This is a genomic window from Kordiimonas lipolytica (assembly GCF_042651265.1).
Taxonomy (GTDB): domain Bacteria; phylum Pseudomonadota; class Alphaproteobacteria; order Sphingomonadales; family Kordiimonadaceae; genus Kordiimonas; species Kordiimonas lipolytica.
In genome coordinates this window covers 306,146-332,104 of record NZ_JBHSCR010000001.1, presented here as the reverse complement: position 1 = coordinate 332,104, position 25,959 = coordinate 306,146, and the positions used below count along the sequence as shown (strand labels likewise).

Sequence of the window (25,959 nt, the reverse complement as noted above, 5' to 3'; positions counted from 1 at the left end):
AAGGAATGGAGTGTAATCATGTTAGCGCAATTTCCCGCCCACGAACGACACAGGATTCGGGCCCGTGCCGAAGCCTTCCGCGCCAACAACGAGGCATTCGCCACATGGGCGGCGGGCTATGGCGTTATCCGCCACGACGACCTGACCCAGGTGCGTGCCCACGACATGGTGATGATGTTGGTGGAAAATGGAAGTTTGCAAAGTGCAGCCGAGGGATATGCGCGGCTGAAGGCTGCGGACAAGGTGGCAAGCGCGGCCATGTGGATGGTTGCGCATATGACCTACGCCGGTCGCGTCTATACGGACGGTCGTACGATGGAGGCGAGCGATTTCAAAGCGGAACCCCAAGGCCACACTGGCGGTTCGCTCAATATGGCGATCGGTTATGTGGGCTATTTGCTTGCAAATGCGCTCAGCGGTGAAACCAGGTCCTGGCTGATGGGCCAGGGGCACTGTGTGGCGGCGATCGATGCGACCAATCTGATCACCAACAATATGTCCCCCGAGCAGGCTAGGCGATACGACTGGACGGATGACGGGGCGACACGGTTCGTGCAGGATTTCTACTCCTATGCTGTTGGGTATGACGGGTACCCACTGTCGCCGCTTGGCAGCCATGTCAATCCGCAGACTGGAGGCGGCATGATCGAAGGCGGCTATCTGGGGTTTGCAGAACTACTGTATCCCCACATGCCTTTGCCCGGCGAAAAGCTGGTGGCATTCCTGAGCGACGGCGCATTCGAAGAGCAAAGGGGCAGCGACTGGGCGGCCCGGTGGTGGCGCGCCGAAGACAGTGGGCTGGTTGCCCCGATCATGATCGCCAACGGTCGCCGGATTGACCAACGGTCAACCATGGCCCAAAGCGGCGGTGTTGACTGGTTCCGCGATCATCTTCGCCTGAATGGATTTGACCCCATCGATCTGGATGGGCGGGACCCGGCGGCCTTTGCGTGGGCCATTTTTGAAATCGAGGCTCGGTTGTCAGCTTGTGCGAGCGCCTGTAAAAAAGGCACTGGACAGTATCCTGTGCCGCTTCATTATGGCATCGCGGAAACGGAAAAGGGTTTCGGTTTTCCAGGTGCGGGCACCAATGCGGCTCATAATCTGCCACTGGTCGAAAATCCCCATGCCAACGACGCAGCGAGGGCGGCCTTCAATGAAGGGGCAAAGGCGCTCTTTGTGCCCAAGGACGCCTTGGCAGAGGCGGTTCAGTTATTGAACCAGCATGAAGCGCAGGGTCGCCCAATGGAGCGAGACCATCCACTGGTATCGCGCAAGCTGCCGGACACTGTTCTGCCGGAGCCGACGTGGAAGAATGTTGGCGATGAGCAGACCTGCTCCCCCATGGCTGGCATTGATGAGTATTTTTGCAGTATGGTTCGGTCCAACCCCGGGCTGCGGCCACGCGTGGGCAACCCCGATGAGATGCGCAGCAACAAGCTGAATGCGACGCTTGATCTTCTCAAGCACAGGGTTACGGCTCCGGAGGAGGGTGTGGCAGAAGCCGTTGATGGTGCTGTCGTGACGGCCCTCAATGAAGAAGCCGTTGTATGTGCGGCGCTTGGGAACAAGGGCGGCCTGAACCTCGTCTGCTCGTATGAAGCCTTTGCCGTCAAGATGCTGGGTGCGCTCAGGCAGGAAATCATCTTCGCGCGGCACCGAAGGGTTGCGGGGCAGGAACCTGGTTGGCTTGGTGTGCCGATCTTGTTGACATCCCACACTTGGGAAAACGGCAAGAACGAACAATCGCACCAGGACCCAACTTTGTGTGAAGCCCTGTTGGGTGAGATGTCGGACGTGTCCCGCGTCTTGTTCCCTGCTGATTGGAACAGCGCCCAAACCAGCCTTCGGGCGGTTTATGAAAGCAAGGGAACCATCTGGTCCCTCGTGACACCCAAAAGGCCGCAACCGAACTTCTTTACGCCAGAGCAGGCGCAGCAACTGGTTGCCGAAGGGGCAGTCAGGCTGAAGGGACAAGGTGGGCCTGATGAAAAGGTTATTCTGGTCGCCTGCGGTGCCTATCAATTGGCGGAAGCATTGAAGGCCTCCGGGCGACTTGATGAACGCGGTATCGCCCATGGTCTGGTGTATCTGTTGGAACCCGGCAGATTCCGAGAGCCACGCGACGAACGCGAAGCGGCGATGGTGGCAGCAGACAGTATTCGTGGTGAGCTGTTTCCAGACGCAGCAGACATTCGGGTGATGCTCACGCACATGCGGGCCGCCCCGTTTCTGGGAACGACCCGACCGCTTGATACGGGACCGGGAAAGACATTTGTTCTTGGGTATGCCAACCGTGGCGGCACGCTTGATGAAAATGGCATGCTGTTCGCGAACGGCTGCACATGGGCCCACGCACTTGAGAAGGTCGCGAAGGGGTTACAGGTCGATCCAGCCCAATTTCTGAGTGAAGGTGAAATTGCAGCGATCCACGGGAAGGCGGACCCAGAGCCACTATGGCGCAACAGTAAAGGAGATATCCAATGATGAAACTGGCATTCATAGGGGCGGCGGGCACCGTTACAGGGTCCAAATATCTCCTGTCCGGGGCGGACTCTAAAATCATGGTGGATTGTGGCCTTTTCCAGGGGCTCAAGGACTTGCGCCTGAAGAACTGGGCACCGCTTGAGGTCGCGCCTTCGACCATCGACGCGGTTTTGCTGACCCACGCGCACCTTGACCATTCCGGCTATCTGCCGCTGTTGGCGAAAGAGGGTTTCAAGGGCCCCATCTATTGCACTGGTGCAACGGCCGAGTTGTGCGACATCCTGCTGCGCGATAGCGCCTACCTGCAGGAAAAGGATGCCGAGTTCGCGAACCGTTATGGTTTCTCCAAACACAAGCCGGCACGCCCGCTTTACACAAGCGAGGATGCAGAGAAGGCGATTGGCCTCTTGCGGCCGCAAGCGTTTGATCACCCGATGCATGTGCAGAACGGCATTGAAGCAACTTTCCGGACAGCGGGACATATTCTGGGAGCCTCTACCATCACGCTGCAGATGGAAGGGCGTACCATTGTTTTCTCAGGCGATCTGGGGCGCATGACAGACCCTGTAATGCCGCGCCCGGCGCAGATAGACCATGCCGACTATCTGATGGTGGAATCCACATACGGGAACCGCAAGCATGAGTCATTGGATGTGGAAGCAAGGCTTGCGGATATTATTTCCAGCACGGCGGCGCGGGGTGGTTCGGTGATCGTACCAGCTTTTGCTGTTGGGCGGACCCAGTCGCTCCTCTATCACATTTCGCGGCTGAAGAAGGCGGGCCGGATACCGGACCTGCCAGTGTTCCTTGATAGCCCGATGGCGATCAATGCCAGCCATATCTATTGCGAAAACCGGGCGGTACACCGCCTTTCCGATGCTGAATGTAAAACAGCCTGCTCGGTCGCCAAATATACCCGCAAGGTCGAAGAATCGAAGAAGCTGACATATCTCGCGATGCCTGCGATCATCATCTCCGCGAGCGGCATGGCAACAGGGGGGCGGATTTTGCACCATCTCAAGCATTATGCGGCGGACAGGCGGAACACCATCCTGTTCACCGGGTTTCAGGCGGCGGGTACGCGCGGTCGGGCAATGGTTGAAGGCGCACGTCAGATCAAGATCCATGGGTCCTACATTCCGGTCAATGCGCAGGTTGAAAATCTTGATGCCTTGTCTGCGCACGCAGACAGTGACGAAATCCTTGAATGGCTTTCCGGCTTCAAGCATCCGCCCAAAACAACCTTTGTCACCCACGGCGAACCTGAGGCGTCGGCCGCGCTTGCCACCAGAATAAGGGATGAGCTCGGCTGGCACTGTGAAATCCCGGAACTGGGGCAAGAGGTTGAGCTGTCATGACCACCTCGGGGGAAGAAGGGGCGTGCCATCTGGGTATCCGGCTCAAGCGGCTTGGCATCAACAGCCGCTCTGATCATATCATCTATATGCGCGAAGACTGTGCCGTTTGTCGGGCCGAGGGCTTCAGCGCACAGGCGCGAGTCCGTGTGGACCTGGGCGACAGGTTCATCATCGCAACGGTTCATCATGTTAGCACCGACCTGTTGTCCGACGGCGAGGCAAGTCTGTCTGAGCGGGCCTGGGCGTTGCTCGGCGCGAGCGAAGGGGATTGCATCTCACTGTCCCACCCGGCGCTTTTGGAATCGCTCAGGAAAGTTAGGGGCAAAATTTATGGCCGCGCCTTTGAGGGCGATGACCTGTCTATCATCGTTCGTGACCTGACCGAAGGACGCTATTCCGATGTGGAAACCGCCGCCTTCATCACGGCATGCTCCGCCCGCGATCTGGATGGGGCAGAACGTATTGCCTTGACCAAAGCCATGGTTGACGTGGGCGACAGGCTTGAATGGCCGCGCACGCCAGTGGTGGACAAGCATTGTATCGGCGGCCTGCCCGGGAACCGGACCACGCCGATCGTTGTTGCCATTGTGGCGGCGAACGGCCTCCTGATGCCCAAGACATCGTCGCGCGCCATCACCTCGCCCGCTGGTACGGCGGATACGATGGAGGTGCTGACCAAGGTTGATCTTGACCTTGCGGCCATCCGGCGGGTGGTGGAAAGCGAAGGCGCCTGCCTCGCTTGGGGTGGGGCGGTGCGTCTCAGCCCAGCTGACGACCTGCTGATCCGTATCGAACGCGCGCTTGATATCGATAGCGACGGCCAACTTGTTGCCTCGGTGCTGTCGAAAAAGATCGCCGCCGGGGCCACCCATCTTGTCCTTGATATCCCTTATGGGCCGACGGCCAAGGTGCGGTCCCTTGAGGCTGCGGAGAAACTGAAGGCCAGCCTTCTGGGTGTCGCGGCGGCCTTTGGCCTGAAAGCGCAAGCAGTCCTGAGTGATGGGACAGAACCAGTGGGGCGTGGTATCGGCCCAGCCCTTGAGGCGCGGGATGTGCTGTCTGTTCTCAGGTGCGAACAGGACGCGCCAGAGGACCTGCGAGACCGCGCCATCACCCTTGCCGGATGCCTGCTTGAAATGGCGGGCTGTGTGGACGCGGGCGCGGGTGCAGCCTGCGCCACTGCCACCCTGGACGACGGCCGCGCCTTCAAGAAGTTTGAAGCCATCTGCATGGCCCAGGGTGGCTTGGCTGAGCCGCCTGTCGTAAAGCATCGGCGGGCGGTTGAGGCGGCAAAAGGCGGACGGGTAGTGCGTATCGACAACCGCCGCATCGCCCAGGTGGCAAAGCTGCTGGGCGCCCCCGATGCCAAAGCCGCAGGCGTGCTGATGAGAGTGTGTGTGGGCGACAGTGTAGAAGCTGGCGCACTGCTCTATGAGATGCATGCAGAAACCACGGGTGAGCTTGCGTACGCGCTGGCCTATGTGGACCAAAACCCAGATATTATTGCCGTGGAGGTCAACTGATGGGGTTTATCTATTATGCCTTGCCAGGCGCGGAAACATTGGCAAAAGATTTGGCCCACAGGGCGCAGGCCAAGGTTGGCAGCCTGGAAGTGCACCAGTTCCCTGATGGTGAAATATATGTGCGGGCCCATACGCCGTGTCGGGACCAAAGGGTGGTACTGGTCGCGGATCTTGCGCGGCCTGATCGTTCGGCTTTGCCGCTGCTCTTCGCTGCTGATCTTATGCATGATCTTGGCGCTGAAGATGTGGGGCTGGTGGCGCCCTATCTGGCTTATATGCGCCAGGACAAACGGTTCCATGAGGGTGAAGCGATTACCTCCGCTTCCTTCGCCAAACTGGTCAATAACGCGCTGGACTGGATGATTACGGTCGATCCGCATTTGCACCGGCGCAAGAGCCTCTCTGAGATTTATTCCATTCCAGCCAGTGCGCTTCATGCGGCACCGGTTATCGGTGACTGGATAGCCCATAATGTGCCGGACGCCCTTCTTGTGGGGCCTGATGGTGAAAGCGAACAGTGGGTGAAGGCCGTGGCCGAGGTCGCCGACATGCCTTTCATCGTGCTTACGAAAGTCAGGCATGGAGACCGCGATGTGGAGGTCAGTGTGCCGCACGCAGACCGGTGGCACGACAGAACGCCGGTGCTGGTAGATGATATCATTTCCACGGCACGGACAATGATCGAAACGATCTCCCATTTGAAGAATGCTGGAATGAAACCGCCGGTATGCATTGGTGTGCATGCCATCTTCGCGGGTGACGGGTATGAGGTACTGAAGAATAGTGGGGCGAGCAGGATCGTTACCTGCAACGCTGTGCCGCATTCGACAAACGCAATTGACCTGACCGGTTTGATCGCCAGTGGAATGCAGGCGCTTCTTAGCACCAAACAGGGCGTATCATGAACCAGACAATTCGATATATCGCAATAGGTGCGGTTGTAGCTGCCCTTGCCGCGGCGGCGTGGGTTTGGCAGCAAGATGACAGTGTCTGCACGGCTGGTGGTGTTCCAGCGACCTGTGTTCCCGAACAGATCATACTTTATGGCAACGTGGATGTGCGGCAGGTCAATCTAGGCTTCAAGGTTTCCGGTCGTGTGGACCAATTGCAGGTCGAAGAAGGGGACCGGGTGATGCCCGGCCAGAAACTGGCAACCCTTGAAAAGCCCGATTTTGTTGATGACGTCGCGCTGGCGCAGGCCCGGTTTGATGCCAGTGCGGCTGCCCTCAATCAGCTTGAAAACGGCGCCCGGCCGCAAGAAATTGCCCAGGCCGAGGCCCTAGTTGAGGAACGGCGGGCCACGGTTCAGAATGCAAGACGCACCGTGAAGCGGCGGGCTGAGCTCGCGGAAGAAGGCTTTACCGCACATCAGGCGCACGAAGATGCCGAAGCCGCGCTGCTGGAAGCCGAGGCCCGCCTTCAGTCGGCCATCGAGACGCTCAATCTTGTGAAAGCTGGGCCGAGGGATGAGGAAATCGAGCGCGCCCGGGCTGCCCACGGGGCGGACGCGGCGGCGCTGTCGCTCGCCCAGCGTCGGCTGGCAGACACGGACCTTTTTGCTCCCAACGAAGGCACCATCCTGACCCGCGTGCGGGAGCCCGGCGCCATCATTCAGGCGGGGGAGCCCATCCTGAACCTGAGCCTGAAGTCGCCGGTCTGGGTTCGTACCTATGTGGAAGAACCGCAGCTTGGGTTTGTCACGCCCGGTATGAAAGCAACCGTGCAGACGGATTCCGGGGGCACATTTGAAGGCCAGGTCGGTTTCATCTCACCGGTTGCGGAATTCACACCGAAGACAGTGGAAACCAGAGAGTTGCGTACGCGCCTTGTCTATCGTGTACGGGTGATTGTAGACAGTGATGACGACGGTTTGCGGCAGGGTATGCCGGTGACCGTGGTTCTTGTGCCGAAAGGGGCAGTGGCCGGTGCAGCCGCTGATTGACATACAGGCGGTCAGCAAAAGCTTTGGCAGCTGTCGCGCGGCGATCACAGATGTATCCGCCAGCCTGATGCCCGGCGAGATAACGGGTATTGTTGGCCCCGACGGCGCGGGCAAAACCACCTTGCTTCGGATGATGGCAGGGCTTCTTAATCCCGATGAAGGGCGCATTCTGGTTGATGGCAAGGATAGCCGCGACGGCGGCGGGGGGCGTGATCATCTGGCCTATATGCCGCAGCATTTCGGCCTGTATGAAGACCTGACGGTCATGGAAAACCTGCAACTTTATGCAGATTTGCGGTCACTGCCCAAAGCGGAAAGACCGGCGCGCTCTGAAACGCTTTTGCATTTTACCGGGCTTGGCCCGTTCACGGCACGGCTCGCCGGGCGGCTTTCAGGCGGGATGAAGCAGAAGCTTGGCCTCGCGTGTGCGCTCATCCGAACACCCAAAATCCTGCTGCTGGATGAGCCAAGCGTGGGCGTGGATCCGATCTCGCGGCGGGAACTATGGGCGATGACGCAGCAGCTGGCGGGCCAGGGTATGGCGGTCGTGTGGAGTACCGCCTATCTGGATGAGGCGGCGCGCTGTTCGTCCGTACTGTTGCTGGAAAGCGGCCGGGTTTTATATAGCGGGCCGCCTGCTGTGGCGACTGACCGCATGGCAGGCCAAACCTATGCTGTGCGCGGCCTTGTGTCGGGTCAGCGCAGGACGTTGGCCAAGATCATGCAGCAGGACGGCGTGCTTGACGCGACGATCGAAGGGCACGAGGTTCGCTTCCTTATGGGGGTGGGGGCTGAGAGGCCGACACCGCGCTCTCTGGGCATTGAAGATGACGTCGATATCGTGCCTGTTGAGCCGAGATTTGAAGATGCCTTCATCGCCTTGCTCGGTGGCGCGCGTCTCAGTGCCTCGCCTTTCGCGGATATGGCTGAAGTGGCGCGGAACGGTAGCGATTTCTCGATCCGGGCCGATGGGCTGACGCGCAGGTTTGGCGAATTTGTGGCGGCGGACAGGGTCAGCTTCTCCGTCGGTCGGGGTGAGATTTTTGGCTTGATCGGGCCGAACGGCGCGGGGAAATCCACCACCTTCAAAATGCTGTGTGGGCTTTTGAAGCCCAGCGCGGGCAATGCTTCGGTCGCAGGGCTGGACCTCCGGAAGGCGCCGAGCATGGTGCGTGGCCGAATTGGCTATATGGCGCAAGGGTTTGCCCTCTATGGCGACCTGAGCGTGTTTCAGAACCTGATCTTCTTTGCGGGCATCTATGGGCTGAAGGGAAAAAGCGCCCGTCATGCGATAGACCGCGTAAGCGATATTTTTGGGCTTATGGCCCACCACGGGAGCCGAGCGGGCGAGCTGTCCCTTGGGTTCAAACGCCGCTTGGCGCTCGCCTGCGCAGTGATGCACGAGCCGGATATCCTGTTCCTTGATGAACCGACATCCGGGGTGGATCCGAAGACACGGCGCGAGTTTTGGGGCCATATCAACGCCATGGTCAGCCGGGGTGTCACTATCATTGTGACCACCCACTTTCTGCACGAAGCCGAATATTGTGATCAGGTGGCCCTGATCAACAAAGGCCGGATCATCGCCTCAGGCGCCCCCGATGTCCTGAAATCTGAGGTGCGTGCGCCCGATGTGCCCAACCCCACGCTGGAGGACGCTTTTGTTGCCCTGGTGGCGAAACAGGAGGCGGCGGCATGAGGTTCAATACGGGACGCATATGTGGCCTGGCCCGCAAGGAAAGCCGGCAGATATTAAGAGACCCCAGCAGCCTGATCATTGCCGTCTTTCTGCCGCTGACCCTGCTGTTCCTGTTCGGGTACGGCGTTACGTTCGACCCGCGCCACTATGATATTGGCCTTGTGGTTGAACAGCCCACGCCCGAGACCGGCAGCTTTACGGCCTCGCTGGTGACGTCCAGTTACTTCCGTGTGGAAACTGGCCGCGATGTGCGTGACCTGGAAAGCAAACTGGTGTCGGGCGATCTGAAGGGTATTGTGGTGTTACGCGCTGATTTCTCCCGCCGCGCCTTCCGCCGGGATACTGCACCCATTCAGGTTCTTGTTGACGGGACGGACGCCAATACGGCCGAGCTGATCCGTGGCTATGTTCAGGTTCTGTGGGCCTCCTGGCTTGGTCAGGAACTATCCAGCAACGGCATCGACTATGCGCCGCCCGTAAGCCTTGTATCCCGCCTGTGGTACAATCCGGAAGCCTCCAGCAAAAATTATCTGGTGCCCGGGTCCGTGGCGATCATCATGACCATGATCGGCGCGTTGCTGACCGCCCTTGTGGTGGCGCGGGAATGGGAACGCGGCACGATGGAGGCGCTGTTGACCACGCCTATCGGCCGGTGGGAACTGCTTCTTGGGAAACTTGCGCCCTACTTTCTGTTGGGCATGGCGTCCATGGTCCTGTCGGTTGGCGTGGCCATCTGGCTTTTTGACGTGCCGTTTCGTGGGTCCTTTTGGCTGTTGGGGCTGACATCCGCGGTGTTCATGTGGACGTCGCTTGGCATGGGGCTGTTGATCTCGACTATCTCACGAAGCCAGCTGATCGCGGCCCAGATTTCCATCCTGTCAGCCTTCCTTCCGGCCTTTTACTTTTCGAACTTTGTGTTTGAGATCGACAGCATGCCTGCGCCGCTTCAGTGGGTCAGCTATATCGTACCGGCCAAATATTTTGTCTCAACACTGCAGACGCTGTTCCTGGCGGGGGACGCGGGCGGTGTGATCGTGACTGATACGTTGGTGCTGGCGCTGATCGGGCTGGTGTTTTTCATGGCGGCAGTCAGGAAAACCCGAACGGATTTGGAGTAGGCACCCATGTGGACCCGGCTTTATGCGCTGATCAAAAAGGAACTGTGGGCCAATATCCAGGACCGGCAAACCCGTTTTCTGCTGCTCGTGGCGCCGCCGTTCCTGTTGCTCATCTATGCTTTCGCGTTGACGCAGGAAGTTAAGAATGTGTCGCTTGCGGTTTTCAATCAGGATCAGGGCATTGAATCCCGCGAACTGGTGTCGCGTTTTGTCGGGGCACCGACCTTCACGAAGATTACCTACCTGGAAAGCGACAGCGACATCGGTGAGGTTATCGAGAACCAGGCGGCATTGATGGTCCTTCACATCCAGCCCGACTTTTCCAAACGGCTCGCACGGGGCGAGACAGCAAATGTGCAGATCATTCTGGATGGCCGTCGGTCGAACGTTGCACAGATTTTGGCGGGCTATGCTGGGGAAATTGTTGCCGCTTTCAATGCGGAGGTGGAGGCACGAACGCCCAGGAACGGGAACCCGCCCAGCGAGATTGTCTCCCGAACCTACTTCAACCCGAATTTCGACACCATCTGGTCGGGGACGCCGGGGCTGTTTGCGGGGCTTATTGCCACAGTGGGCTTTATGGTGTCGGCTTTTTCGGTCGCGCGGGAGCGCGAGCTGGGCAGTTTCGAGCAGTTGCTGGTATCGCCGCTGCGGCCGTTTGAGATTTTGGTTGGGAAGACCATTCCCGCGCTGATCATCGCCATGACAAGCGCGCTTGCGATGTTGATCCTGAGTATCCTCGTTTTGGGCGTGCCGTTCGAAGGTTCGGTGCTTCTGCTTTTTGCCGCCATGACGCTTTATCTCGCGGCCATCATCGGTATCGGGCTGTTCATCTCATCGCTCGCCTCCACGCAGCAGCAGGCAATCATCGGCATTTTCATGTATATGGTACCTGCCGTTCTGTTGTCCGGCTATGCGACGCCTGTGGAAAACATGCCCGACTGGCTGCAAACCGTGGCGCAAACCAATCCGGTGACGCATTTTATTGCGATCTGCCGGGGTGTTTTCCTGAAAGCGGTGCCGGCAGGTGATGTGGTCGGCCATATGTGGCCGATGCTGGCTATCGCCTTTGTCACCTTGTCGGCCGGTGCCTGGATGTTCCGGCGCAAGCTCTCCTGATGCCAATGCGGTGTGCCAAGGCGACACACCGCATAAAGGAGAGGGATCAGCCGATCAGTGGTTATGATCGTGCTGTTTTTTCTTCTCGCCTTCCTGTTTCATGCCGTCTTTGTCCATGCCCTTTTTCATCCCTTTATCCATGGGCATCATCGACATGCACTCATCCATTTGCATCATCATGTTGCTGCGGATTTTGGCTGGGTCGGTCTCATGATCCATTTCCATTTTCTCGGTCATGCAGGCCTTCATATGCTTGCGCATCATATCCCGCATCATCATGCCGTCTTTCATCATCATATGCCCCGCCCTGTCTTTGTGATCATCCTTGTGATCATCGTCGTAGGCATAGACGGGCATCGTGAGCGACAAGCCGATAGCGGCAATTGCCAATGTGGTAACGATGGATTTGCTTTTCATGAAAACCTCCTGAGAATTGATTGTGATCTGTTTGGAAATTCCAAGTGTTGGGATTAATGCGGCAGAGGATCAGGCGCCTGTCAGGTTTGGGACAAAGCGTGGTGTGTGCTCGGCGTACCGTGTGAAGGTGTCGCCGAAATCCTTTTCCGCCTGGTGTTCTTCCGTGATCGACAGCCGCCAATAGACAACAAGCAGGATAGGGAACATCGCGAGCGTCAGGATGGTGGGCCACTGCAGGAGGAACCCGAACATGATCAGGACAAATGCAACATATTGTGGGTGGCGCATGCGGGCATACGGCCCGCTTGTCGCAAGTGTTCCTGTCTTTTGCGCCCGGTACAGAACGTTCCAAGCGGCTGCCAGAAGCCAGAAGCCGCCGCCAATGAAGGCCATACTCAGTATATGGAATGGCCCGAAGTGGGGATTGGCTTTCCAGCCGAACATCATCTCCAGCAGGTGGCCGGAATCGTGCGCGAACCAGTCCACATCAGGAAATTGGCTTTGCAGCCATCCGGACAGGAAATAGATGGTCAGCGGCACGCCGTACATCTCGGTGAAGAGAGCAACAATGAATGCGCTGAAAACGCCGAAGGAACGCCAGTCAGTTGTCGTCTTTGGTTTTGTAAAGCTGAAAGCAAAGAAAATGAAAATGGCCGAATTCAGGATCACGAGGCTCCAGAGACCATAGGATGAAGAATGATCCATGGTGTCTTACTCCTCATCCTTGTGGTCATGGTGGGAATGGCCTCCATGCATGAACAGATGCATTCCTACGCAAAGTAGCAACAACAGCAGTAACGGCGCATTGCCACCGAGTGTTATATGAGCCCTATGTTCATAAACTAACATCAGACCAGCGATCGCTAGGAACACGATGAACACGAAACCGATCCTTGTTTGAAAGAAGCCTGGAGAATTTTTCATGGTCGCCCTCCGAAAGGTTTGGCACGAGCTTAGGGCTTCCAGTTACAGGAAGGTCAAGGCAGGAAATCTTCAGGCGCATTATATTTTCAGAGGGTCAAAAAAAAGCAGAAACCCTATTGACCTTGCCCTTACTAGAAGCTTTAGGCTTCCGGCGAATCTACAGTTGATCAGGAGTTTCGCCTATGTGTGAGCACCACGACCATCATCACCATGCCAGCAATGGCAAGTCGGCAGTCCATGACCCCGTTTGTGGCATGTCCGTCGATCCGGAGAAAAGTGAACGCAAGGTAAGCCACGCCGGGCACGACTATTATTTCTGCAGCGACCACTGCAAAGCCAAGTTCGAAGCAGACCCTGATACATATGCAACAGCCAAAGACCCGGTTTGCGGCATGAATGTCGACCGGGGCGCGGCGACCCATATCCAGAAGCATGAGGGCAATAGCTATTATTTCTGTTCGGAAAAGTGCGAGCAGAAGTTCGTAGCCGATCCTGCCCAATATATTGACGACAGACCGGCCCAAGAACCGATGCCGGAAGGCACGATATACACCTGCCCGATGCATCCTGAAATCCAACAGGTGGGGCCGGGGACCTGCCCCATCTGCGGTATGGCTCTCGAGCCAATGGGTGTGCCCACGGGAGACGAAGGCCCAAATCCGGAGCTGGTGGATTTTAAGCGCCGTTTCTGGTTTGGGGCAGTTTTCACGGTACCGCTTCTGGTGCTATCCATGGGCCCCTATGTCGGCCTTGGTGGCGTTCGTGAAATCTTTGGCGAACGTCTGACGCTGTGGATTGAGTTAGCTCTTGGTACCCCCGTGATATTGTGGGCCGGTTGGCCTTTCTTTGTTCGTGGCGTTCAATCAGTTGTTACCGGTAACCTCAACATGTTCACGCTGATCGGATTGGGGACCGGTGCAGCCTATCTTTTCAGCGTTGTCGCGGTGATGGCGCCCGGCATTTTCCCGGACGGGTTCCGCGATCCGGAAGGCCATGTGGGTGTCTATTTCGAAGCGGGTGCTGTGATCGTGACGCTTGTACTCCTTGGCCAGGTAATGGAACTGGGCGCGCGGGAACGCACCGGTGCTGCCATCAAGGCACTTCTTGACCTGGCGGCCAAGACGGCGCGGGTGATCCGTGAAGACGGGCGGGAAGAAGAAATTCCACTTGAAGATGTTGTGGTTGGTGACCGCCTGCGCGTGCGACCGGGCGACAAGATCCCGGTGGATGGTATCGTGCAGGAAGGGCGGTCGTCAGTGGATGAATCGATGATTTCCGGGGAGCCGGTACCGGTTGAAAAGGTGGAGGGTGACAAGCTCACAGGTGCCACAATCAATGGCACAGGCAGCCTGATCATGACGGCGGAACGGGTGGGCAAGGACACCATGCTTTCCCAGATCGTCGAGATGGTGGCAAATGCGCAAAGGAGCCGGGCGCCGATCCAGAAACTGGCAGACTCTGTCGCGGGCAAGTTTGTGCCGGTGGTAATCCTTATTGCCGTGCTCGCCTTTATCGCATGGGCTGTTTGGGGTCCAGCACCCTCGTTGTCATATGGCTTGGTCGCGGCTGTCGCTGTACTCATCATCGCATGTCCATGTGCGCTCGGCTTGGCAACACCGATGTCAATTATGACAGCTACCGGCCGGGGCGCGCAGGCGGGTGTGTTGATCAAGAATGCAGAAGCGCTTGAGCGCTTCGCCAAGGTTGATACTCTGATTGTCGACAAGACTGGTACGCTGACCGTGGGCAAGCCCAAGTTGGTAGCTGTACTGCCACAGGAAGGATATGGCGAAGACGATGTACTTCGCTTTGCAGCAAGCCTTGAGCGCGGGTCCGAGCACCCGTTGGCGGAAGCTATTGTCTCCGGCGCGGAAGAGCGTGGCCTGAAGCTTGTGTCTGCCAACGATTTTGAAGCGGTGACAGGCAAGGGCGTGAAAGGCGTGATCGACGGCACTTCAGTCGCACTCGGTAATGCCAAACTGCTGGACGATATGGGGATCGATGGAGGGGCCCTGTCCGATACCGCCAATGCTCGTCGCGATGAGGGTGAAACCGTCATGTTCGTGGTGATGGACGGTGCGGTCGCCGGGCTGGTATCGGTCGCCGACCCTGTGAAAGAGACCACGCCCGATGCCTTGAAGGCACTGCATGCGGAAGGCCTTAAGGTGATCATGGCAACGGGTGATAATGTACGCACGGGCCGGGCCGTTGCCGCAAGGCTCGGGATCGACGATATCCGCGCGGACGTGTTGCCCGAGGACAAGGCACGGATCATTCGGGAGCTGCAGGAAAAAGGCCACCGTGTCGCCATGGCGGGTGACGGTGTCAATGATGCGCCGGCGCTCGCGCAGGCCGATGTGGGCATCGCCATGGGCACCGGTGCCGATGTAGCGATTGAAAGCGCGGGCTTCACCCTTGTGAAAGGGGACCTGACCGGGATTGTCAGGGCACGGCGGCTGGCGCGCGCCACCATGCGTAATATCAGGCAGAACCTGTTTTTTGCACTTGTCTATAACGCCGCTGGTGTGCCGATTGCGGCAGGTGTCCTTTATCCCTGGTTCGGTATCCTCATCTCGCCCATGTTTGCGGCCGCGGCCATGAGCCTGAGTTCTGTTTCGGTGATCAGCAATTCGCTACGCCTTAAGTCGATCCGGCTCTAGGAGTGAAATGACATGGCACAGCTTACAATTGGGAAACTAGCCGATGCGACCGGCGTTGGCATTGAAACAATACGGTATTATGAGAGGTGCCATGTCCTCCCCACGCCTGAGCGAACCAGCGCCGGATACCGGGTGTATGGCTTGGAAAATGTCAGGCAGCTTAAGTTTGTGAAGGAAGCGCAGTCCCTGGGTTTTACACTCAAGGAAATCAGAGAGCTGTTGGAACTGTCTGCAAGTCCTGAGGCTGATTGCGCAACTGTGAACAAGATAGCAAGAGCCAAGATTGCACAGATAGATGGCAAATTGGCTCTTCTCAGCAAGATCAAACAGAATTTGGAAGTGTTGGCTGAGTATTGCCCTGGCAATGAACAGCCGCTCCAGGACTGTAGCATCATAAATCATTTGTACGGTGACTAACCATTACCAGTTTTCATACTAAAGCTCGTTTTGAGCAGGAATAAACTTTGAAAAAGCAGCAACTTCATAAATTTCTAGCAAAAACCCATAAGTGGATCGGCCTGGTTCTTGGTCTTCAGGTTCTGGCCTGGACGGTGGGTGGCGTCGTCATGAGCTGGATACCTATCGATACAGTGAGGGGTACGCATAATGTCGAAGAGCATGCACCTGTAGCGCTGCCAAATGTCGAGGGACTGTTGCCTTTGGGGGACCTTGCCAGCCAAGAAAAAGGTCAAATTCAGCAAGCAACATATATGACCTTATTGGGGCACCCGGTCGTCCGGTTAGTGCATCTGGGTGGTGAAGTGACACTGGTGGATGCTGGATCCGGCGAGCTGCTGTCACCCATTGATGAGCAGGTGGCACGCCAGATCGCCGATGCTGATTTCAAACCGGATGTGCCGATAGCGTCCAGCACGCTTCTGGATGCGCATACGATAGACTATCGCGGGCCGCTTCCAGTGTGGCAGGTCACGTTTGCCGATGAAGACACCACATCAATTTATGTGTCGCCCGCCGAGGGGCGTGTGCTTGCCAGGCGTTCGGCCACTTGGCGCCTGTATGACTTTTTCTGGATGCTACACATCATGGATTATGACGAACGCGAAAATTTCAACAATCCGTTGATCATGACTTTTGCGTTCAGTGCAGCGCTGTTCACACTGTCGGGTTTGGGCCTCGTGTTTTTCCGTTTCTACCGGCGGGATTTCAACTGGCTCCTCGGACGGAGGAAGCGGCTTTAGGTGCTTGTCAGGCGGCGGCTGGAAAGGATGCTGGCTTTGGAAAAGACAATGAAGATATCGGATTTTTCGGCCTTCTCAGGTGTGCCGAGTGAAACTATCCGATACTATGAAAGGCGCGGGCTTCTTCCGGCACCTGCGAGAAAGCCCTCCAACTACCGGATGTATAGCAAGGAAGATGCCGCACGGGTTCGTTTCTTGCACCATCTTCAATCTTTGGGGTTGTCGCTTCGTCAATTGGTTTCGTTGCTTTCGCTCTGTGATGAACAGGAGCCATTGAGTGTGGATGATAAATCTTTTGTCGATGCGATACTTGAGGAGCTTGACGCTCGGCGAGCTTTGTCAGATCGCTTGGAAACAGTGCTGAGAGAGTTAAAAGCTGGCCAGAGGTGTCCGGATATTGCCGAGAAAATGTTCGGGGGCGGACTGCAATAGGGGAGAAAAATGAAGCCGACTTATGAAAAGGGAAGCCTGTCACTGATCGCAACCGTGGCCATGGGAACTGGCGTCATGATTGGCGCAGGCATTTTTGCGCTCACTGGACAGGTTGCAGAATACGCGGGGCCATGGTTTCCGCTTGCGTTCCTTCTGGCTGCAATCGTAAGCGGCTTCAGCGCCTACAGTTATATTGTTGTATCGCGTAAGTATCCGTCGGCTGGTGGCATCGCGATGATCCTGCACAAGGCCTATGGGCCTGCCACCATCACGGGTGCCGCAGCGCTCCTGATGGCGTTTTCCATGATCATTAACGAAAGCCTGGTGGCTCGGACATTTGCGACATATCTGTTGCGGTTGATTGACACTGACAAGGGCGAAATCCTGGTTCCGACTATTGCTGTGGGGCTGATCGTCGCGGCCTTTCTGGTCAATATCTCCGGGAACAAAATTATCGGCCGGATATCCCTGGCTTCTGCAGTTATCAAAGTAGGCGGGATTTTAATTTTTGCCCTGTTGGCCCTGTGGGCGGCGGATTTCAGCTTTGCGTCAAAGCTGAGTGGAGAACCTGCTAACCGGTCCCTGCCGGACTTTCTGGCTGCTACGGCCCTTGCCATCCTGGCCTACAAAGGGTTCACGACGATCACGAACAGCGGTGACGAGGTGAAGGAGCCGAAGAAAAACGTGGGCCGCTCCATCGTCCTGTCATTGTTGATATGCCTTGCCGTTTATCTTGCAGTCAGCTTTGCCGTTGGCTCAACATTGTCTGTCGCCGAAATCGTCAAAGCGAAAGACTATTCATTGGCTGAAGCCGCGCGCCCCGCGATAGGGGACGACGGTGTTGTATTCACAGTGATCATTGCCTTGATCGCAACCGCATCCGGTCTGCTTGCAAGCACATTTGCCGTGTCGCGCATGCTGGCGATGCTTACAGACATGAAGCTGATTCCCCACAGCCATTTCGGAATGCCGGGTGGGATTCAGAAACACACACTGGTCTATACGGTGGTATTGGCAAGCCTGCTGGCGGCCTTCTTTGATCTGAGCCGGATCGCGTCAATGGGAGCCATATTCTACCTCCTGATGGACATAATCATTCACTGGGGCGTGTTTAGACACCTGCGTCGCGATGTCTCAGCGGCGATATGGGTTCTGATTGTGGCAATGGTTCTGGATGCGCTTATGTTGGGGGCCTTTATCTTTATCAAAGGGTCCACTGACCCCTTCATCATTATCGTCTCCGCGAGCAGCATTGCTGCTGTATTTGCTTTCGAAAGATTTTACCTGCGCAACCTTCGAGGAGCAGGTGATGTGGGCCATGAACACCACCATCATTAGCGGCCCCTCGAAGGTGAAAAGCTAGTTCAGGGTTTTTAAGGCTCAGACCTTCAGGACTTGTATGTGGAGGAGGTGCATTGCAAAATACGCAATCAGTAGGAACCACAGCACCGATGTCAACCAATAGCTCCTCTATGCTGTTGTTGAACGAGTCTGTGTTGCTGGTTGCTGTTCTTGCTTTCGCAATACTCCAGAACAAGCACCTGCGACAGTCCTCATTTTGGCGCGCGACAGTGACGCCCCTTGCCTCCATTATAGGGAGTGGATTTCTAATCATCGCACCTTTAATGGCTGAGGTTGCTGGAGAGTTGGCGCCATTGGCAATGGCCAGTATATTGCTTGTTGCTTACGGCATTGGTGCTGTCATCCGATTCAATATCAACTATTGTGAAAGACACGCGGGAAGTTACCAGCCGTTGATTGTGCGGCGATTGGAACATGCCTCCGGTATAACCCTCTCGATCGCCTATGTTATTTCGATCGCGTTTTATTTGCGTTTGATGTCGGCCTTTCTGTTTAGTGCTTTCGAAGATACGGCCCCCTTTCTGGAGGCTTCCTTTACGACGATTGTTTTGGCAGCAATCGGTGGCCTGGGTTGGCGCTACGGCTTGACCGCTCTCGAACGCATGGAAACGCTCGCAGTTTCCGTTAAGCTTGCAATCATTGTGGCGTTGTTAGCAGGCTTGCTACATCACAACCTGGTCGAGGGTTTTTCCTTTGTTGGAGTGCGAGCAGCCCATCTTTCCTTTTTGGATCAATTGAGAATGTTGGCTGGTATGCTGCTGGTCGTACAAGGGTTTGAGACGTCGCGTTATCTAGCAAGCGAATATAGCGCGGATAAGCGGATTGCCAGCATGAAGTTAGCTCAGCGTCTTTCAGCGGTTATATATCTGTTCTTTATCATTCTGATTCTGCCTTTGATCCATCATTTGGAACAGGGCAATCCAGATGAAACAGCGATAATTGACCTGTCGGCTTTTGCAGCCCCAATTCTACCTGCACTTTTGGCCTTGGCAGCAATCATGAGCCAGTTTAGCGCAGCGGTTGCTGATACAGTCGGTGCCGGGGGATTGCTCGAACAGGAGAGCGATCAAAGGCTTTCGAGCCGTACCGCTTATTTAGGTATTGTAGGAAGTGCAATCATACTCATTTGGGTCACGGATATCTTTGCTATCATTGCATTCGCGTCGCGCGCGTTTGCCCTATATTACCTTCTGCAAACACTATTGGGAATTTGGGTGATTTGTCAGGGTAGCGTTGCAAGTATAAAAGAAGGCTTGCGCCTTATGTGTTTTGTAACGATGGCGGGTATATTGACGTTCGCGGTTCTGTTTGCCTTGCCTGCAGGCTAAGTACGGATGGACCTGTACCATCCGAGATGCTCGTACAGACCGCCCCACATAAAGCCGAAGGTTACAGCAAACAACAGCTCTTCCACTGGCACTCCGACAATGGTCCAACCGCTGATGGCGTTATTATTCCAATATAGAGAAACCAGGTCTGGGTGTGACCAGCTCATAGCGGCGAAAAACAGGAAATAGAGGCCCCCAAAAATACTGGCGCTCCAAATCATTCTCTTAAAAAGGTCTGGCCGACACAAAACAGTAGCCAAGCCACCCACAGCCATTGAGATAGAAGCAATATAAATTGCGTTCAGTTCCGAGAAGATAAACATAGGTATAAAGGCTAATATTGGTGACGCCAGTGCTAACTTGTGAAAGCGATGGCGTTTCTGACGTTTGGTGCATTCTGGCATAAGCTCCATGTCGGTACGTTGTCCAATGCCGTATAGTGCGCTTGCAAGTCCTCCAACCGAAAAGGAGAAAATTAGGCTTTCTACATCGAGACCTGTTCGGGCCGCCAAATCAAAAAGGGTAGGTGGGAACCAATATTCTGGATAAAAGAGCGGCTCGGTTAACCCAAGTGGCATGGTACTTACGCTGACGAAGAGCATTTTCTTCTTTTCTGTCCGGTTGGCAACAAAAACACCTCCCCAGATTGCGAGTAACAGAAGGCTCCATGTTAGATATGTATAATGCATGGTCATCACGGCATTCTCCCTCTCCAGTTTAGCTAACGTCCTCTGCCAGCACCCCTTCTTGGTTCAGGGGGGAGACTGTGAACAGCCTATATGTGAAGTTCGCAGATTTATTTTTTGTTTACAGCCAACGCCTGAACATTGCAGCCATATGTTCAAGAATGTTGGAAAGTCTGGATCTTGTGTTCCAATTCCTCAACAGGATTTTTTCGGACACGTTTAGGTCCGACAAAAATTGTTCTCGGAGGCCTTTTGCCAACATGTGATTATTGGTTGCCAATGTCAGTTCGTAATTAAGAAAGAAGCTGCGATAGTCTAGGTTTGCTGTGCCTATCGCAGACCATGTATCATCTACAACCACTGTTTTGGCATGCAGTACTCTTGGCAGGTATTCATAAATTTGAACGCCCGCCTTTATCAGGGAAGCATAGAAATGGCGCGCGGCCCACTGTGCTATTCGTACGTCACTTATTCTCGGAACCAACAGCCTGACATCAACGCCGCGCCGGGCTGCCTGTTTCATGTGTTTTAATAGGCGGTGGTCAGGCACAAAATATGGTGTTGTTATATAGATACATGATTCTGCGGCCAGAAATGATGCCATGTAGGTGCATCTGAGGCGGTGCCGACAGGAACGGGTTGGGTTGTGCAGCAAGACTGTTTCTGTGTTCTGCAAATCATTGGTGTGAACCCTACAGCCGCGCCAGAATGCGTCAAAGATTTGGGACGCTGCGTGAGTTACGGGCCCTTCAAACCGGATATGCGTGTCTCGCCAGCATGAATCCCCATAGGATTTGCGGGAGTTTTCCTTGTGAATGTTGAAGCCCCCTAGAAATGCAATTTTGTTGTCGATAACCAGCAGTTTACGGTGATTCCTTCGGTTATAGCGCCAGGGCCTTCGCCAATTCCAACGGTGAAACCATTGCACCTGTACCCCGCCGTTGCGTAAATATTTTTCCAAGTGACGGGAGGCTGCAAACATTGATCCAACCGCATCAAGGTGCAATCGAATGCTGACCCCCTGCTGAGCTCGCTGAACCAAGGCCTTGGCGAATTGATTGCCAACCACATCATCAGCAAAAATATAGCTCTCAAAGTCGATGGTGTTCTCTGCGGTCGCGATTGTCGACAACATTGAGCTATACAATTCATCACCGTCGACAAAAAGATCAAACTTTTCCATGTAGGATTGCTGCATCGGATCGAGTTCCATGCGACAAGAAATAGACAATTTCCTTAACCTAAACCTATTTGGACTGTGATCAACGGGAATCCGTTGAAAGGCCGACTTGGTTATCTTGTTCCATCGTTAAATAATAAGATAAGCTTGTGGATAATAGAGAAGGCAGCTAGAGGCTACCGCCCGATAGGTGAACCGTATCGCGCATGCCGTTATGGTGCTCTCCGGCGGTCGCAGAAATCTTTGATTGCTTCTAGGCAGGCTTGCGTATTCAAAAGCCAGGGATGATGTCGAGCACCGTCTATCTGCCGAATTTGCCAATTTTCCATCTTTCCAACAAGAGCCGCTGTTTCCGCGTAGGGCGCGGTGTCATCATCGATGGCGTGGATACAAAGGACGTCGATATTGGGGGAAATCTCTTGGGCGTCATTAGTCAAATCTCGACGATAGAGAATGTTCCATAGTGATGTGATGGACGACATCGCGTTGTGCTTCACGAGGTCCTCTGCAACTTCACGCGGATAGTCAGTTAAGATGAGGGGCAGCAGGCGGCCTATTACGTGACGAGTAAACATGCACACTAATGCGGCTATCACCATGTTCGTAAATATCCAGCCACCAGGCATGTGCCGAAACCACTTTGACGCGCGCTTTTTGTCGTGAAAACAGGGTAAGCTGATAAGGACGAGAGATCTGACCTGTTCTGGATACCGCGAAGCATAGATGAGCGCTAATGCGGCTCCAAGCGAATGGCCTATCAATGTGATAGGCCCCAATGGTGCAAGCGAATTGTGGAGGGTAGCTATGTGACGGTCTACCGTATAACGGCACCAAGGTCGAGGAGAGTCCCCAAATCCTAACAAATCTACAAAAATTGCTGACCGACCAAGTGGTGCTCTATCTAGCATACAGGTCCAGTAACGGGTTGTACCACCGAGCCCATGTAAAAATACAAGAGGTTCGTCCGCGGAAGCTTTTTGCGGTGACATATCACCAAGAAACGTGAGTGATAGCGTCTCAGACATTGTTTTGTTCATGGGCAGCAGTTCAGGGCGTTTGTGTTTTGAAAGATTATGTCGCAATGCAATATTTCCACAAGCATGATCCGGGGGCAGATCAATATACTTCCTGCGTCAGTGAAGCAGCGACCACAAATTCTATCAGCTTGCGATGATTGCCTATAATCGTATGAAATATCGATTGAGTAACAACGGTAGCTGTTGACATAAATCAAAGAGGCACCTGTATCGTGGCAATAGTATCTTGATGCTTAGCTCGAGTGCTCTGTCAATATAACGGGTGAGGTAAGTCTCAAGCCGGCTATATGGAGCGTAAGGATGGACCAGAAAACACGGATCTACTTTTGGTATGTCGTTTTGGCGGTGTTTGGCATTCTTCTTCTTCAAGATGTTATTGCTCAGAAGCCTCACGTCACCACGGTCGCATATAGCGAATTCGAGGACTATCTCAGAAGTGATCAATTGAGCGAGGTGGTGATAACCTCGCAATACGTTCAAGGCACGCTGAAAGGCGGCAACGGCGAGCAACCGCAACATGTCATAGCTGTTAGAGTTGACCCAGCCTTAGCGGAACAGCTTTCTAAATATAACGTTAAGGTTGCTGGCGTTGTGGAAGACACCTTTTTAAGTGACCTAATGTCCTGGTTGCTACCGACGCTATTTTTTGTCGCCATCTGGATGTTTTTAATCCGTCGGATGGCGGAAAAGCAGGGCCTTGGCGGAGGAGCAATGTCGATTGGGAAAAGCAAGGCCAAGGTATATTTGGAAACGGACACCAAGGTTACATTCGAAGATGTCGCTGGTGTCGATGAAGCCAAGGCTGAGCTGGAGGAAATAGTCAATTTCTTGAAGGAGCCAAAAGGATATGGTCGATTGGGCGCCCGCATGCCAAAGGGTATTTTGCTGGTCGGCCCTCCAGGAACTGGAAAAACACTTTTTGCCAGAGCCGTGGCGGGAGAAGCGGGGGTGCCGTTCTTCTCAATTAATGGTTCCGAATTTGTCGAAATGTTTGTTGGCGTTGGCGCGGCACGAGTACGGGATCTTTTCGAGCAAGCTCGCAAACAAGCCCCAGCAATTATATTCATCGATGAATTAGACGCGTTGGGCCGTGCCCGTGGAGCGTATCCTGGATTGGGTGGGCATGATGAAAAAGAGCAAACGCTCAATCAGTTGTTGTCTGAACTCGACGGCTTCGACCCAAGGGATGGCTTGGTTTTGCTCGCAGCTACGAACCGCCCGGAAATTTTGGATCAGGCACTGCTACGTGCCGGTCGGTTTGACCGGCAGGTTCTGGTAGATCGCCCCGATAAGGGTGGGCGCCTGGCTATTTTGCAGGTTCATATTCGAAAAGCCAAAGTGGCAGACGATGTTGATCTGGCTCAAATTGCCGCTTTGACTCCAGGCTTTAGTGGCGCGGACATTGAAAATCTTGTGAACGAAGCAGCCCTTTTAGCGACACGCCGCGGTGCCGACGCTGTTACCTTGGAAGATTTCAATCAAGCGATCGAGCGCATCGTTGCTGGTCTGGAAAAAAAGAATCGACTGTTGAATCCCCATGAACGGAATGTTGTGGCATTTCACGAAATGGGGCATGCCCTTGTCGCTATGTCTCTGCCCGGGACAGACGAAGTTCACAAGGTATCGATTATCCCGCGTGGTGTTGGTGCGCTGGGGTATACTATCCAGCGACCGACAGAGGATCGTTTTCTAATGAGTCGAACCGAGCTCCAAAATAAGATGGCGGTTCTATTGGGGGGGCGTGCAGCTGAAGCTCTCATTTTTGATGAAGTCTCAACCGGTGCCGCTGATGACCTGGCGAAGGCGACTGATATCGCTCGTGCTATGGTTACCCGTTTTGGTATGGTCGAGGCTCTTGGGCAAATAGCCTATGAAGTTGAGCCGCAACAATTTCTTAGCCCCGCGCCAGAACGTGTGCGGCACTATAGTGAAGAAACAGCGAGTAAGATTGATAGCGCCGTGCATGATTTAATTGATAAGGCTTTTGATGCAGCAACAAATATTCTCCGAGAAAAACGAGATATTCTCAATGCAGCTGCCGCGGGTCTATTGGAAAAGGAAACACTAAGTGGTAAAGAATTGGGGCAATATCTTCATCGGCACTCTAAGTAGGTTCTCTGAGCCAAACCTAATGTGGCAAGGTTGTTGCGAGCCCACTTGTCAGGATATTCACGGGCATAGTTAACATAGTAAAATATCCTCTGTGCAAAGCATCCAAAGCCCCAGGGTAGTCCTGCAGTAGCTGCGATTTGCGCTGAGATGGCTTGATGTCTTATCCATCGTGTTGGCTTGGGTGGCCGGTGATGCCATGCTCACACCAAACACATGTACAATCTATATGATCACAGCTTTTGTCGCGCAGAGGATGCCTGTAGCGCAACAACGCGATGGGCTGTAATAGCTTTGTTACCCACCATGGTTGATACAATGCAGACAGTGCTTCGCGGGCGTCGCCAGTGGCTATATGGTTTGCGATAGCATATCTGTGACCATATCGCCCCGCGACATTGAAGATAAATCGATTGCAAACAGATGTTCTGAGCTGCGGGAGCAGTTCACGTCTCCAGAGCCGCGTATAGCTCGTACCTTCAATGATGCTGCGAGCTGCCAATATGCCAGATCGTATAGCATAGCCCATTCCGAAGCCCGCAAGAGCATCTTGAAACCCGGCCTGTTCGCCAATGACCAAATTGTCGCCCTGGGTGGCAGTCTCCGGTAACCGGAAATTCGCGTAGCCCCCGAATTGTCGCGGATTGGTCATTTGGAGGCCAGCTTTTTTTTCAAAGAATGCGACGGTACGATCAACAAACTTCTGGTGGCTTTTGAAGCCTGTGAACATGCAGCTTGCCACTGTGCCGCGCCCCTGCCAAACAAGTAGATATGAATAGCCAAGGGGGGCCAATTCTTTGTTGAAACAAATCCAGCTTCCATTTTGCATGGTCGTTTCAAATATGTAGCCTGTGGCAATCGCGTCAGCAGTACGTGGACCGATAGCTAGCACCGCAGGGCTATCGACCTCTTCAATCGGATGGCCAAACTGTATTTCCACATCTAAATCCAGGGCTTGTTGTAGTAGGCCCCGGTCAAGGGTTCCGGCCATTTGCCCCCGGCGGACGAGATAATATAGTGGTGCATTACTATTGATGTCGTAGGCATGACCCCAAGCATCAAAGGCTGTACCATGCCGGACCGGAAGGACATCAAAGTTGATTTTCATTCCTGCGAGCTCAAGCTCCCGCAATATGTCGTCTTTTGCGGTCCAGTTCTCTAGCCCTTGAAAGTCATCATGGAATCGGCCGCCAACTCCCGGCCTTCTATCATAAATTTTAGCTTTGAAGCCTGCGCGAGCCAATACTATGGCGCAAGCCAAACCCGATGGGCCTGCGCCAACAATTTGGATTGCCTTTTGTGTCGTCACAATGCCGCTCCACCATATCCTGCATTCTGAACAGTACGAATTCGGGTATTGTATACTAGCATTGCAACTG

Annotated in this window: 22 protein-coding genes; 15 read left to right on the top strand and 7 right to left on the bottom strand. The window is 54.7% G+C overall.

The window, feature by feature from the left end; genetic code table 11:
* The first annotated feature begins 18 nt into the window (after window positions 1-18).
* Genes ACFO5Q_RS01510 through ACFO5Q_RS01475 form a run of 8 tightly spaced genes read left to right on the top strand, consistent with a single transcriptional unit; the run spans window position 19 to window position 11,246 of the window.
* Complete coding sequence (locus ACFO5Q_RS01510) at window positions 19-2,487, top strand: phosphoketolase family protein (RefSeq protein ID WP_068150181.1); 2,469 nt, start codon at window positions 19-21, stop codon at window positions 2,485-2,487.
* Window positions 2,487-3,845 (top strand): MBL fold metallo-hydrolase RNA specificity domain-containing protein, encoded by a 1,359-nt coding sequence (locus tag ACFO5Q_RS01505; RefSeq protein ID WP_068150346.1) that lies wholly within the window; start codon window positions 2,487-2,489, stop codon window positions 3,843-3,845. Before ACFO5Q_RS01510 ends, ACFO5Q_RS01505 begins: the two co-directional genes overlap by 1 nt.
* Window positions 3,842-5,368 (top strand): thymidine phosphorylase family protein, encoded by a 1,527-nt coding sequence (locus ACFO5Q_RS01500; RefSeq protein ID WP_068150179.1) that lies wholly within the window; start codon window positions 3,842-3,844, stop codon window positions 5,366-5,368. Before ACFO5Q_RS01505 ends, ACFO5Q_RS01500 begins: the two co-directional genes overlap by 4 nt.
* Entirely contained in the window at window positions 5,368-6,273 is a 906-nt protein-coding gene (locus tag ACFO5Q_RS01495; protein ID WP_068150176.1) for a ribose-phosphate pyrophosphokinase, read from the top strand. Before ACFO5Q_RS01500 ends, ACFO5Q_RS01495 begins: the two co-directional genes overlap by 1 nt.
* A complete protein-coding gene (locus tag ACFO5Q_RS01490) occupies window positions 6,270-7,310 on the top strand; it encodes an efflux RND transporter periplasmic adaptor subunit (protein ID WP_068150174.1) in 1,041 nt (346 codons plus the stop codon). Before ACFO5Q_RS01495 ends, ACFO5Q_RS01490 begins: the two co-directional genes overlap by 4 nt.
* A complete protein-coding gene (locus ACFO5Q_RS01485; protein WP_156432011.1) occupies window positions 7,294-9,009 on the top strand; it encodes an ATP-binding cassette domain-containing protein in 1,716 nt (571 codons plus the stop codon). The genes ACFO5Q_RS01490 and ACFO5Q_RS01485 overlap by 17 nt, the downstream gene beginning before the upstream one ends.
* Complete coding sequence (locus tag ACFO5Q_RS01480) at window positions 9,006-10,127, top strand: ABC transporter permease (protein WP_068150168.1); 1,122 nt, start codon at window positions 9,006-9,008, stop codon at window positions 10,125-10,127. Before ACFO5Q_RS01485 ends, ACFO5Q_RS01480 begins: the two co-directional genes overlap by 4 nt.
* A gap of 6 nt (window positions 10,128-10,133) precedes the next feature.
* Window positions 10,134-11,246, top strand: a complete 1,113-nt coding sequence (locus tag ACFO5Q_RS01475) for an ABC transporter permease (protein WP_068150166.1) — start codon at window positions 10,134-10,136, stop codon at window positions 11,244-11,246.
* Between the two features lie 54 nt (window positions 11,247-11,300).
* On the opposite strand, the gene ACFO5Q_RS01470 is transcribed toward ACFO5Q_RS01475, so the two are convergent.
* The 3 genes from ACFO5Q_RS01470 to ACFO5Q_RS01460 form a co-directional block, all read right to left on the bottom strand.
* Complete coding sequence (locus ACFO5Q_RS01470; protein WP_068150163.1) at window positions 11,301-11,663, bottom strand: hypothetical protein; 363 nt, start codon at window positions 11,661-11,663, stop codon at window positions 11,301-11,303.
* A 69-nt stretch (window positions 11,664-11,732) separates the two neighbouring features.
* Entirely contained in the window at window positions 11,733-12,368 is a 636-nt protein-coding gene (locus ACFO5Q_RS01465) for a methyltransferase family protein (protein WP_068150160.1), read from the bottom strand.
* Between the two features lie 6 nt (window positions 12,369-12,374).
* Window positions 12,375-12,587 (bottom strand): DUF2933 domain-containing protein, encoded by a 213-nt coding sequence (locus ACFO5Q_RS01460; protein ID WP_068150157.1) that lies wholly within the window; start codon window positions 12,585-12,587, stop codon window positions 12,375-12,377.
* 182 nt (window positions 12,588-12,769) lie between these two features.
* Here ACFO5Q_RS01460 and ACFO5Q_RS01455 point away from each other — a divergent pair, with 182 nt between their 5' ends.
* The 6 genes from ACFO5Q_RS01455 (at window position 12,770) to ACFO5Q_RS01430 (ending at window position 19,568) form a co-directional block, all read left to right on the top strand.
* Entirely contained in the window at window positions 12,770-15,247 is a 2,478-nt protein-coding gene (locus ACFO5Q_RS01455; RefSeq protein ID WP_082719983.1) for a heavy metal translocating P-type ATPase, read from the top strand.
* 12 nt (window positions 15,248-15,259) lie between these two features.
* Window positions 15,260-15,664 carry a MerR family DNA-binding protein gene (locus ACFO5Q_RS01450; protein WP_068150151.1) on the top strand — a complete coding sequence of 135 codons (405 nt, stop codon included), beginning with the start codon at window positions 15,260-15,262 and terminating at the stop codon, window positions 15,662-15,664.
* 47 nt (window positions 15,665-15,711) lie between these two features.
* A complete protein-coding gene (locus tag ACFO5Q_RS01445; RefSeq protein ID WP_068150147.1) occupies window positions 15,712-16,446 on the top strand; it encodes a PepSY domain-containing protein in 735 nt (244 codons plus the stop codon).
* A 36-nt stretch (window positions 16,447-16,482) separates the two neighbouring features.
* Window positions 16,483-16,878, top strand: coding sequence for a MerR family transcriptional regulator (locus tag ACFO5Q_RS01440; protein ID WP_197421191.1), 396 nt, complete (start codon window positions 16,483-16,485; stop codon window positions 16,876-16,878).
* Between the two features lie 9 nt (window positions 16,879-16,887).
* A complete protein-coding gene (locus ACFO5Q_RS01435) occupies window positions 16,888-18,216 on the top strand; it encodes an APC family permease (protein WP_068150142.1) in 1,329 nt (442 codons plus the stop codon).
* Window positions 18,217-18,293: 77 nt separating this feature from the next.
* Window positions 18,294-19,568: an APC family permease gene (locus ACFO5Q_RS01430; protein ID WP_156432009.1), complete on the top strand. Its 1,275-nt coding sequence runs from the start codon at window positions 18,294-18,296 to the stop codon at window positions 19,566-19,568.
* Here ACFO5Q_RS01430 and ACFO5Q_RS01425 read toward each other — a convergent pair.
* The 3 genes from ACFO5Q_RS01425 to ACFO5Q_RS01415 all read right to left on the bottom strand — a co-directional run bounded on the left by ACFO5Q_RS01425 (window position 19,565) and on the right by ACFO5Q_RS01415 (window position 22,423).
* Window positions 19,565-20,263, bottom strand: coding sequence for a lycopene cyclase domain-containing protein (locus ACFO5Q_RS01425; protein ID WP_068150138.1), 699 nt, complete (start codon window positions 20,261-20,263; stop codon window positions 19,565-19,567). The genes ACFO5Q_RS01430 and ACFO5Q_RS01425 overlap by 4 nt on opposite strands.
* 112 nt (window positions 20,264-20,375) lie before the next feature.
* Window positions 20,376-21,452, bottom strand: a complete 1,077-nt coding sequence (locus tag ACFO5Q_RS01420) for a phospholipase D-like domain-containing protein (RefSeq protein WP_380084277.1) — start codon at window positions 21,450-21,452, stop codon at window positions 20,376-20,378.
* 194 nt (window positions 21,453-21,646) lie between these two features.
* Window positions 21,647-22,423 (bottom strand): alpha/beta fold hydrolase, encoded by a 777-nt coding sequence (locus tag ACFO5Q_RS01415; protein WP_269448986.1) that lies wholly within the window; start codon window positions 22,421-22,423, stop codon window positions 21,647-21,649.
* A 348-nt stretch (window positions 22,424-22,771) separates the two neighbouring features.
* On the opposite strand from ACFO5Q_RS01415, the gene ftsH reads away from it, so the two are divergent.
* Window positions 22,772-24,583 (top strand): ATP-dependent zinc metalloprotease FtsH, encoded by a 1,812-nt coding sequence (ftsH, locus tag ACFO5Q_RS01410; protein ID WP_068150131.1) that lies wholly within the window; start codon window positions 22,772-22,774, stop codon window positions 24,581-24,583.
* A 160-nt stretch (window positions 24,584-24,743) separates the two neighbouring features.
* On the opposite strand, the gene ACFO5Q_RS01405 is transcribed toward ftsH, so the two are convergent.
* A complete protein-coding gene (locus ACFO5Q_RS01405) occupies window positions 24,744-25,889 on the bottom strand; it encodes an NAD(P)/FAD-dependent oxidoreductase (protein WP_068150125.1) in 1,146 nt (381 codons plus the stop codon).
* Between the last annotated feature and the right edge of the window lie 70 nt (window positions 25,890-25,959).

Bases quoted from the DNA above. Each gene is read 5' to 3' on its own strand.
- ACFO5Q_RS01505 (WP_068150346.1), top strand. From the start codon at position 2,487: ATGAAACTGGCATTCATAGGGGCGGCGGGCACCGTTACAGGGTCCAAA.
- ACFO5Q_RS01460 (WP_068150157.1), bottom strand. From the start codon at position 12,587: ATGAAAAATTCTCCAGGCTTCTTTCAAACAAGGATCGGTTTCGTGTTC.
- ACFO5Q_RS01420 (WP_380084277.1), bottom strand. From the start codon at position 21,452: ATGCAGCAATCCTACATGGAAAAGTTTGATCTTTTTGTCGACGGTGAT.
- ACFO5Q_RS01470 (WP_068150163.1), bottom strand. From the start codon at position 11,663: ATGAAAAGCAAATCCATCGTTACCACATTGGCAATTGCCGCTATCGGC.
- ftsH (WP_068150131.1), top strand. From the start codon at position 22,772: ATGGACCAGAAAACACGGATCTACTTTTGGTATGTCGTTTTGGCGGTG.
- ACFO5Q_RS01500 (WP_068150179.1), top strand. From the start codon at position 3,842: ATGACCACCTCGGGGGAAGAAGGGGCGTGCCATCTGGGTATCCGGCTC.
- ACFO5Q_RS01480 (WP_068150168.1), top strand. From the start codon at position 9,006: ATGAGGTTCAATACGGGACGCATATGTGGCCTGGCCCGCAAGGAAAGC.
- ACFO5Q_RS01475 (WP_068150166.1), top strand. From the start codon at position 10,134: ATGTGGACCCGGCTTTATGCGCTGATCAAAAAGGAACTGTGGGCCAAT.
- ACFO5Q_RS01450 (WP_068150151.1), top strand. From the start codon at position 15,260: ATGGCACAGCTTACAATTGGGAAACTAGCCGATGCGACCGGCGTTGGC.
- ACFO5Q_RS01455 (WP_082719983.1), top strand. From the start codon at position 12,770: ATGTGTGAGCACCACGACCATCATCACCATGCCAGCAATGGCAAGTCG.
- ACFO5Q_RS01435 (WP_068150142.1), top strand. From the start codon at position 16,888: ATGAAGCCGACTTATGAAAAGGGAAGCCTGTCACTGATCGCAACCGTG.
- ACFO5Q_RS01425 (WP_068150138.1), bottom strand. From the start codon at position 20,263: ATGACCATGCATTATACATATCTAACATGGAGCCTTCTGTTACTCGCA.
- ACFO5Q_RS01415 (WP_269448986.1), bottom strand. From the start codon at position 22,423: ATGTCACCGCAAAAAGCTTCCGCGGACGAACCTCTTGTATTTTTACAT.
- ACFO5Q_RS01490 (WP_068150174.1), top strand. From the start codon at position 6,270: ATGAACCAGACAATTCGATATATCGCAATAGGTGCGGTTGTAGCTGCC.
- ACFO5Q_RS01510 (WP_068150181.1), top strand. From the start codon at position 19: ATGTTAGCGCAATTTCCCGCCCACGAACGACACAGGATTCGGGCCCGT.
- ACFO5Q_RS01495 (WP_068150176.1), top strand. From the start codon at position 5,368: ATGGGGTTTATCTATTATGCCTTGCCAGGCGCGGAAACATTGGCAAAA.
- ACFO5Q_RS01465 (WP_068150160.1), bottom strand. From the start codon at position 12,368: ATGGATCATTCTTCATCCTATGGTCTCTGGAGCCTCGTGATCCTGAAT.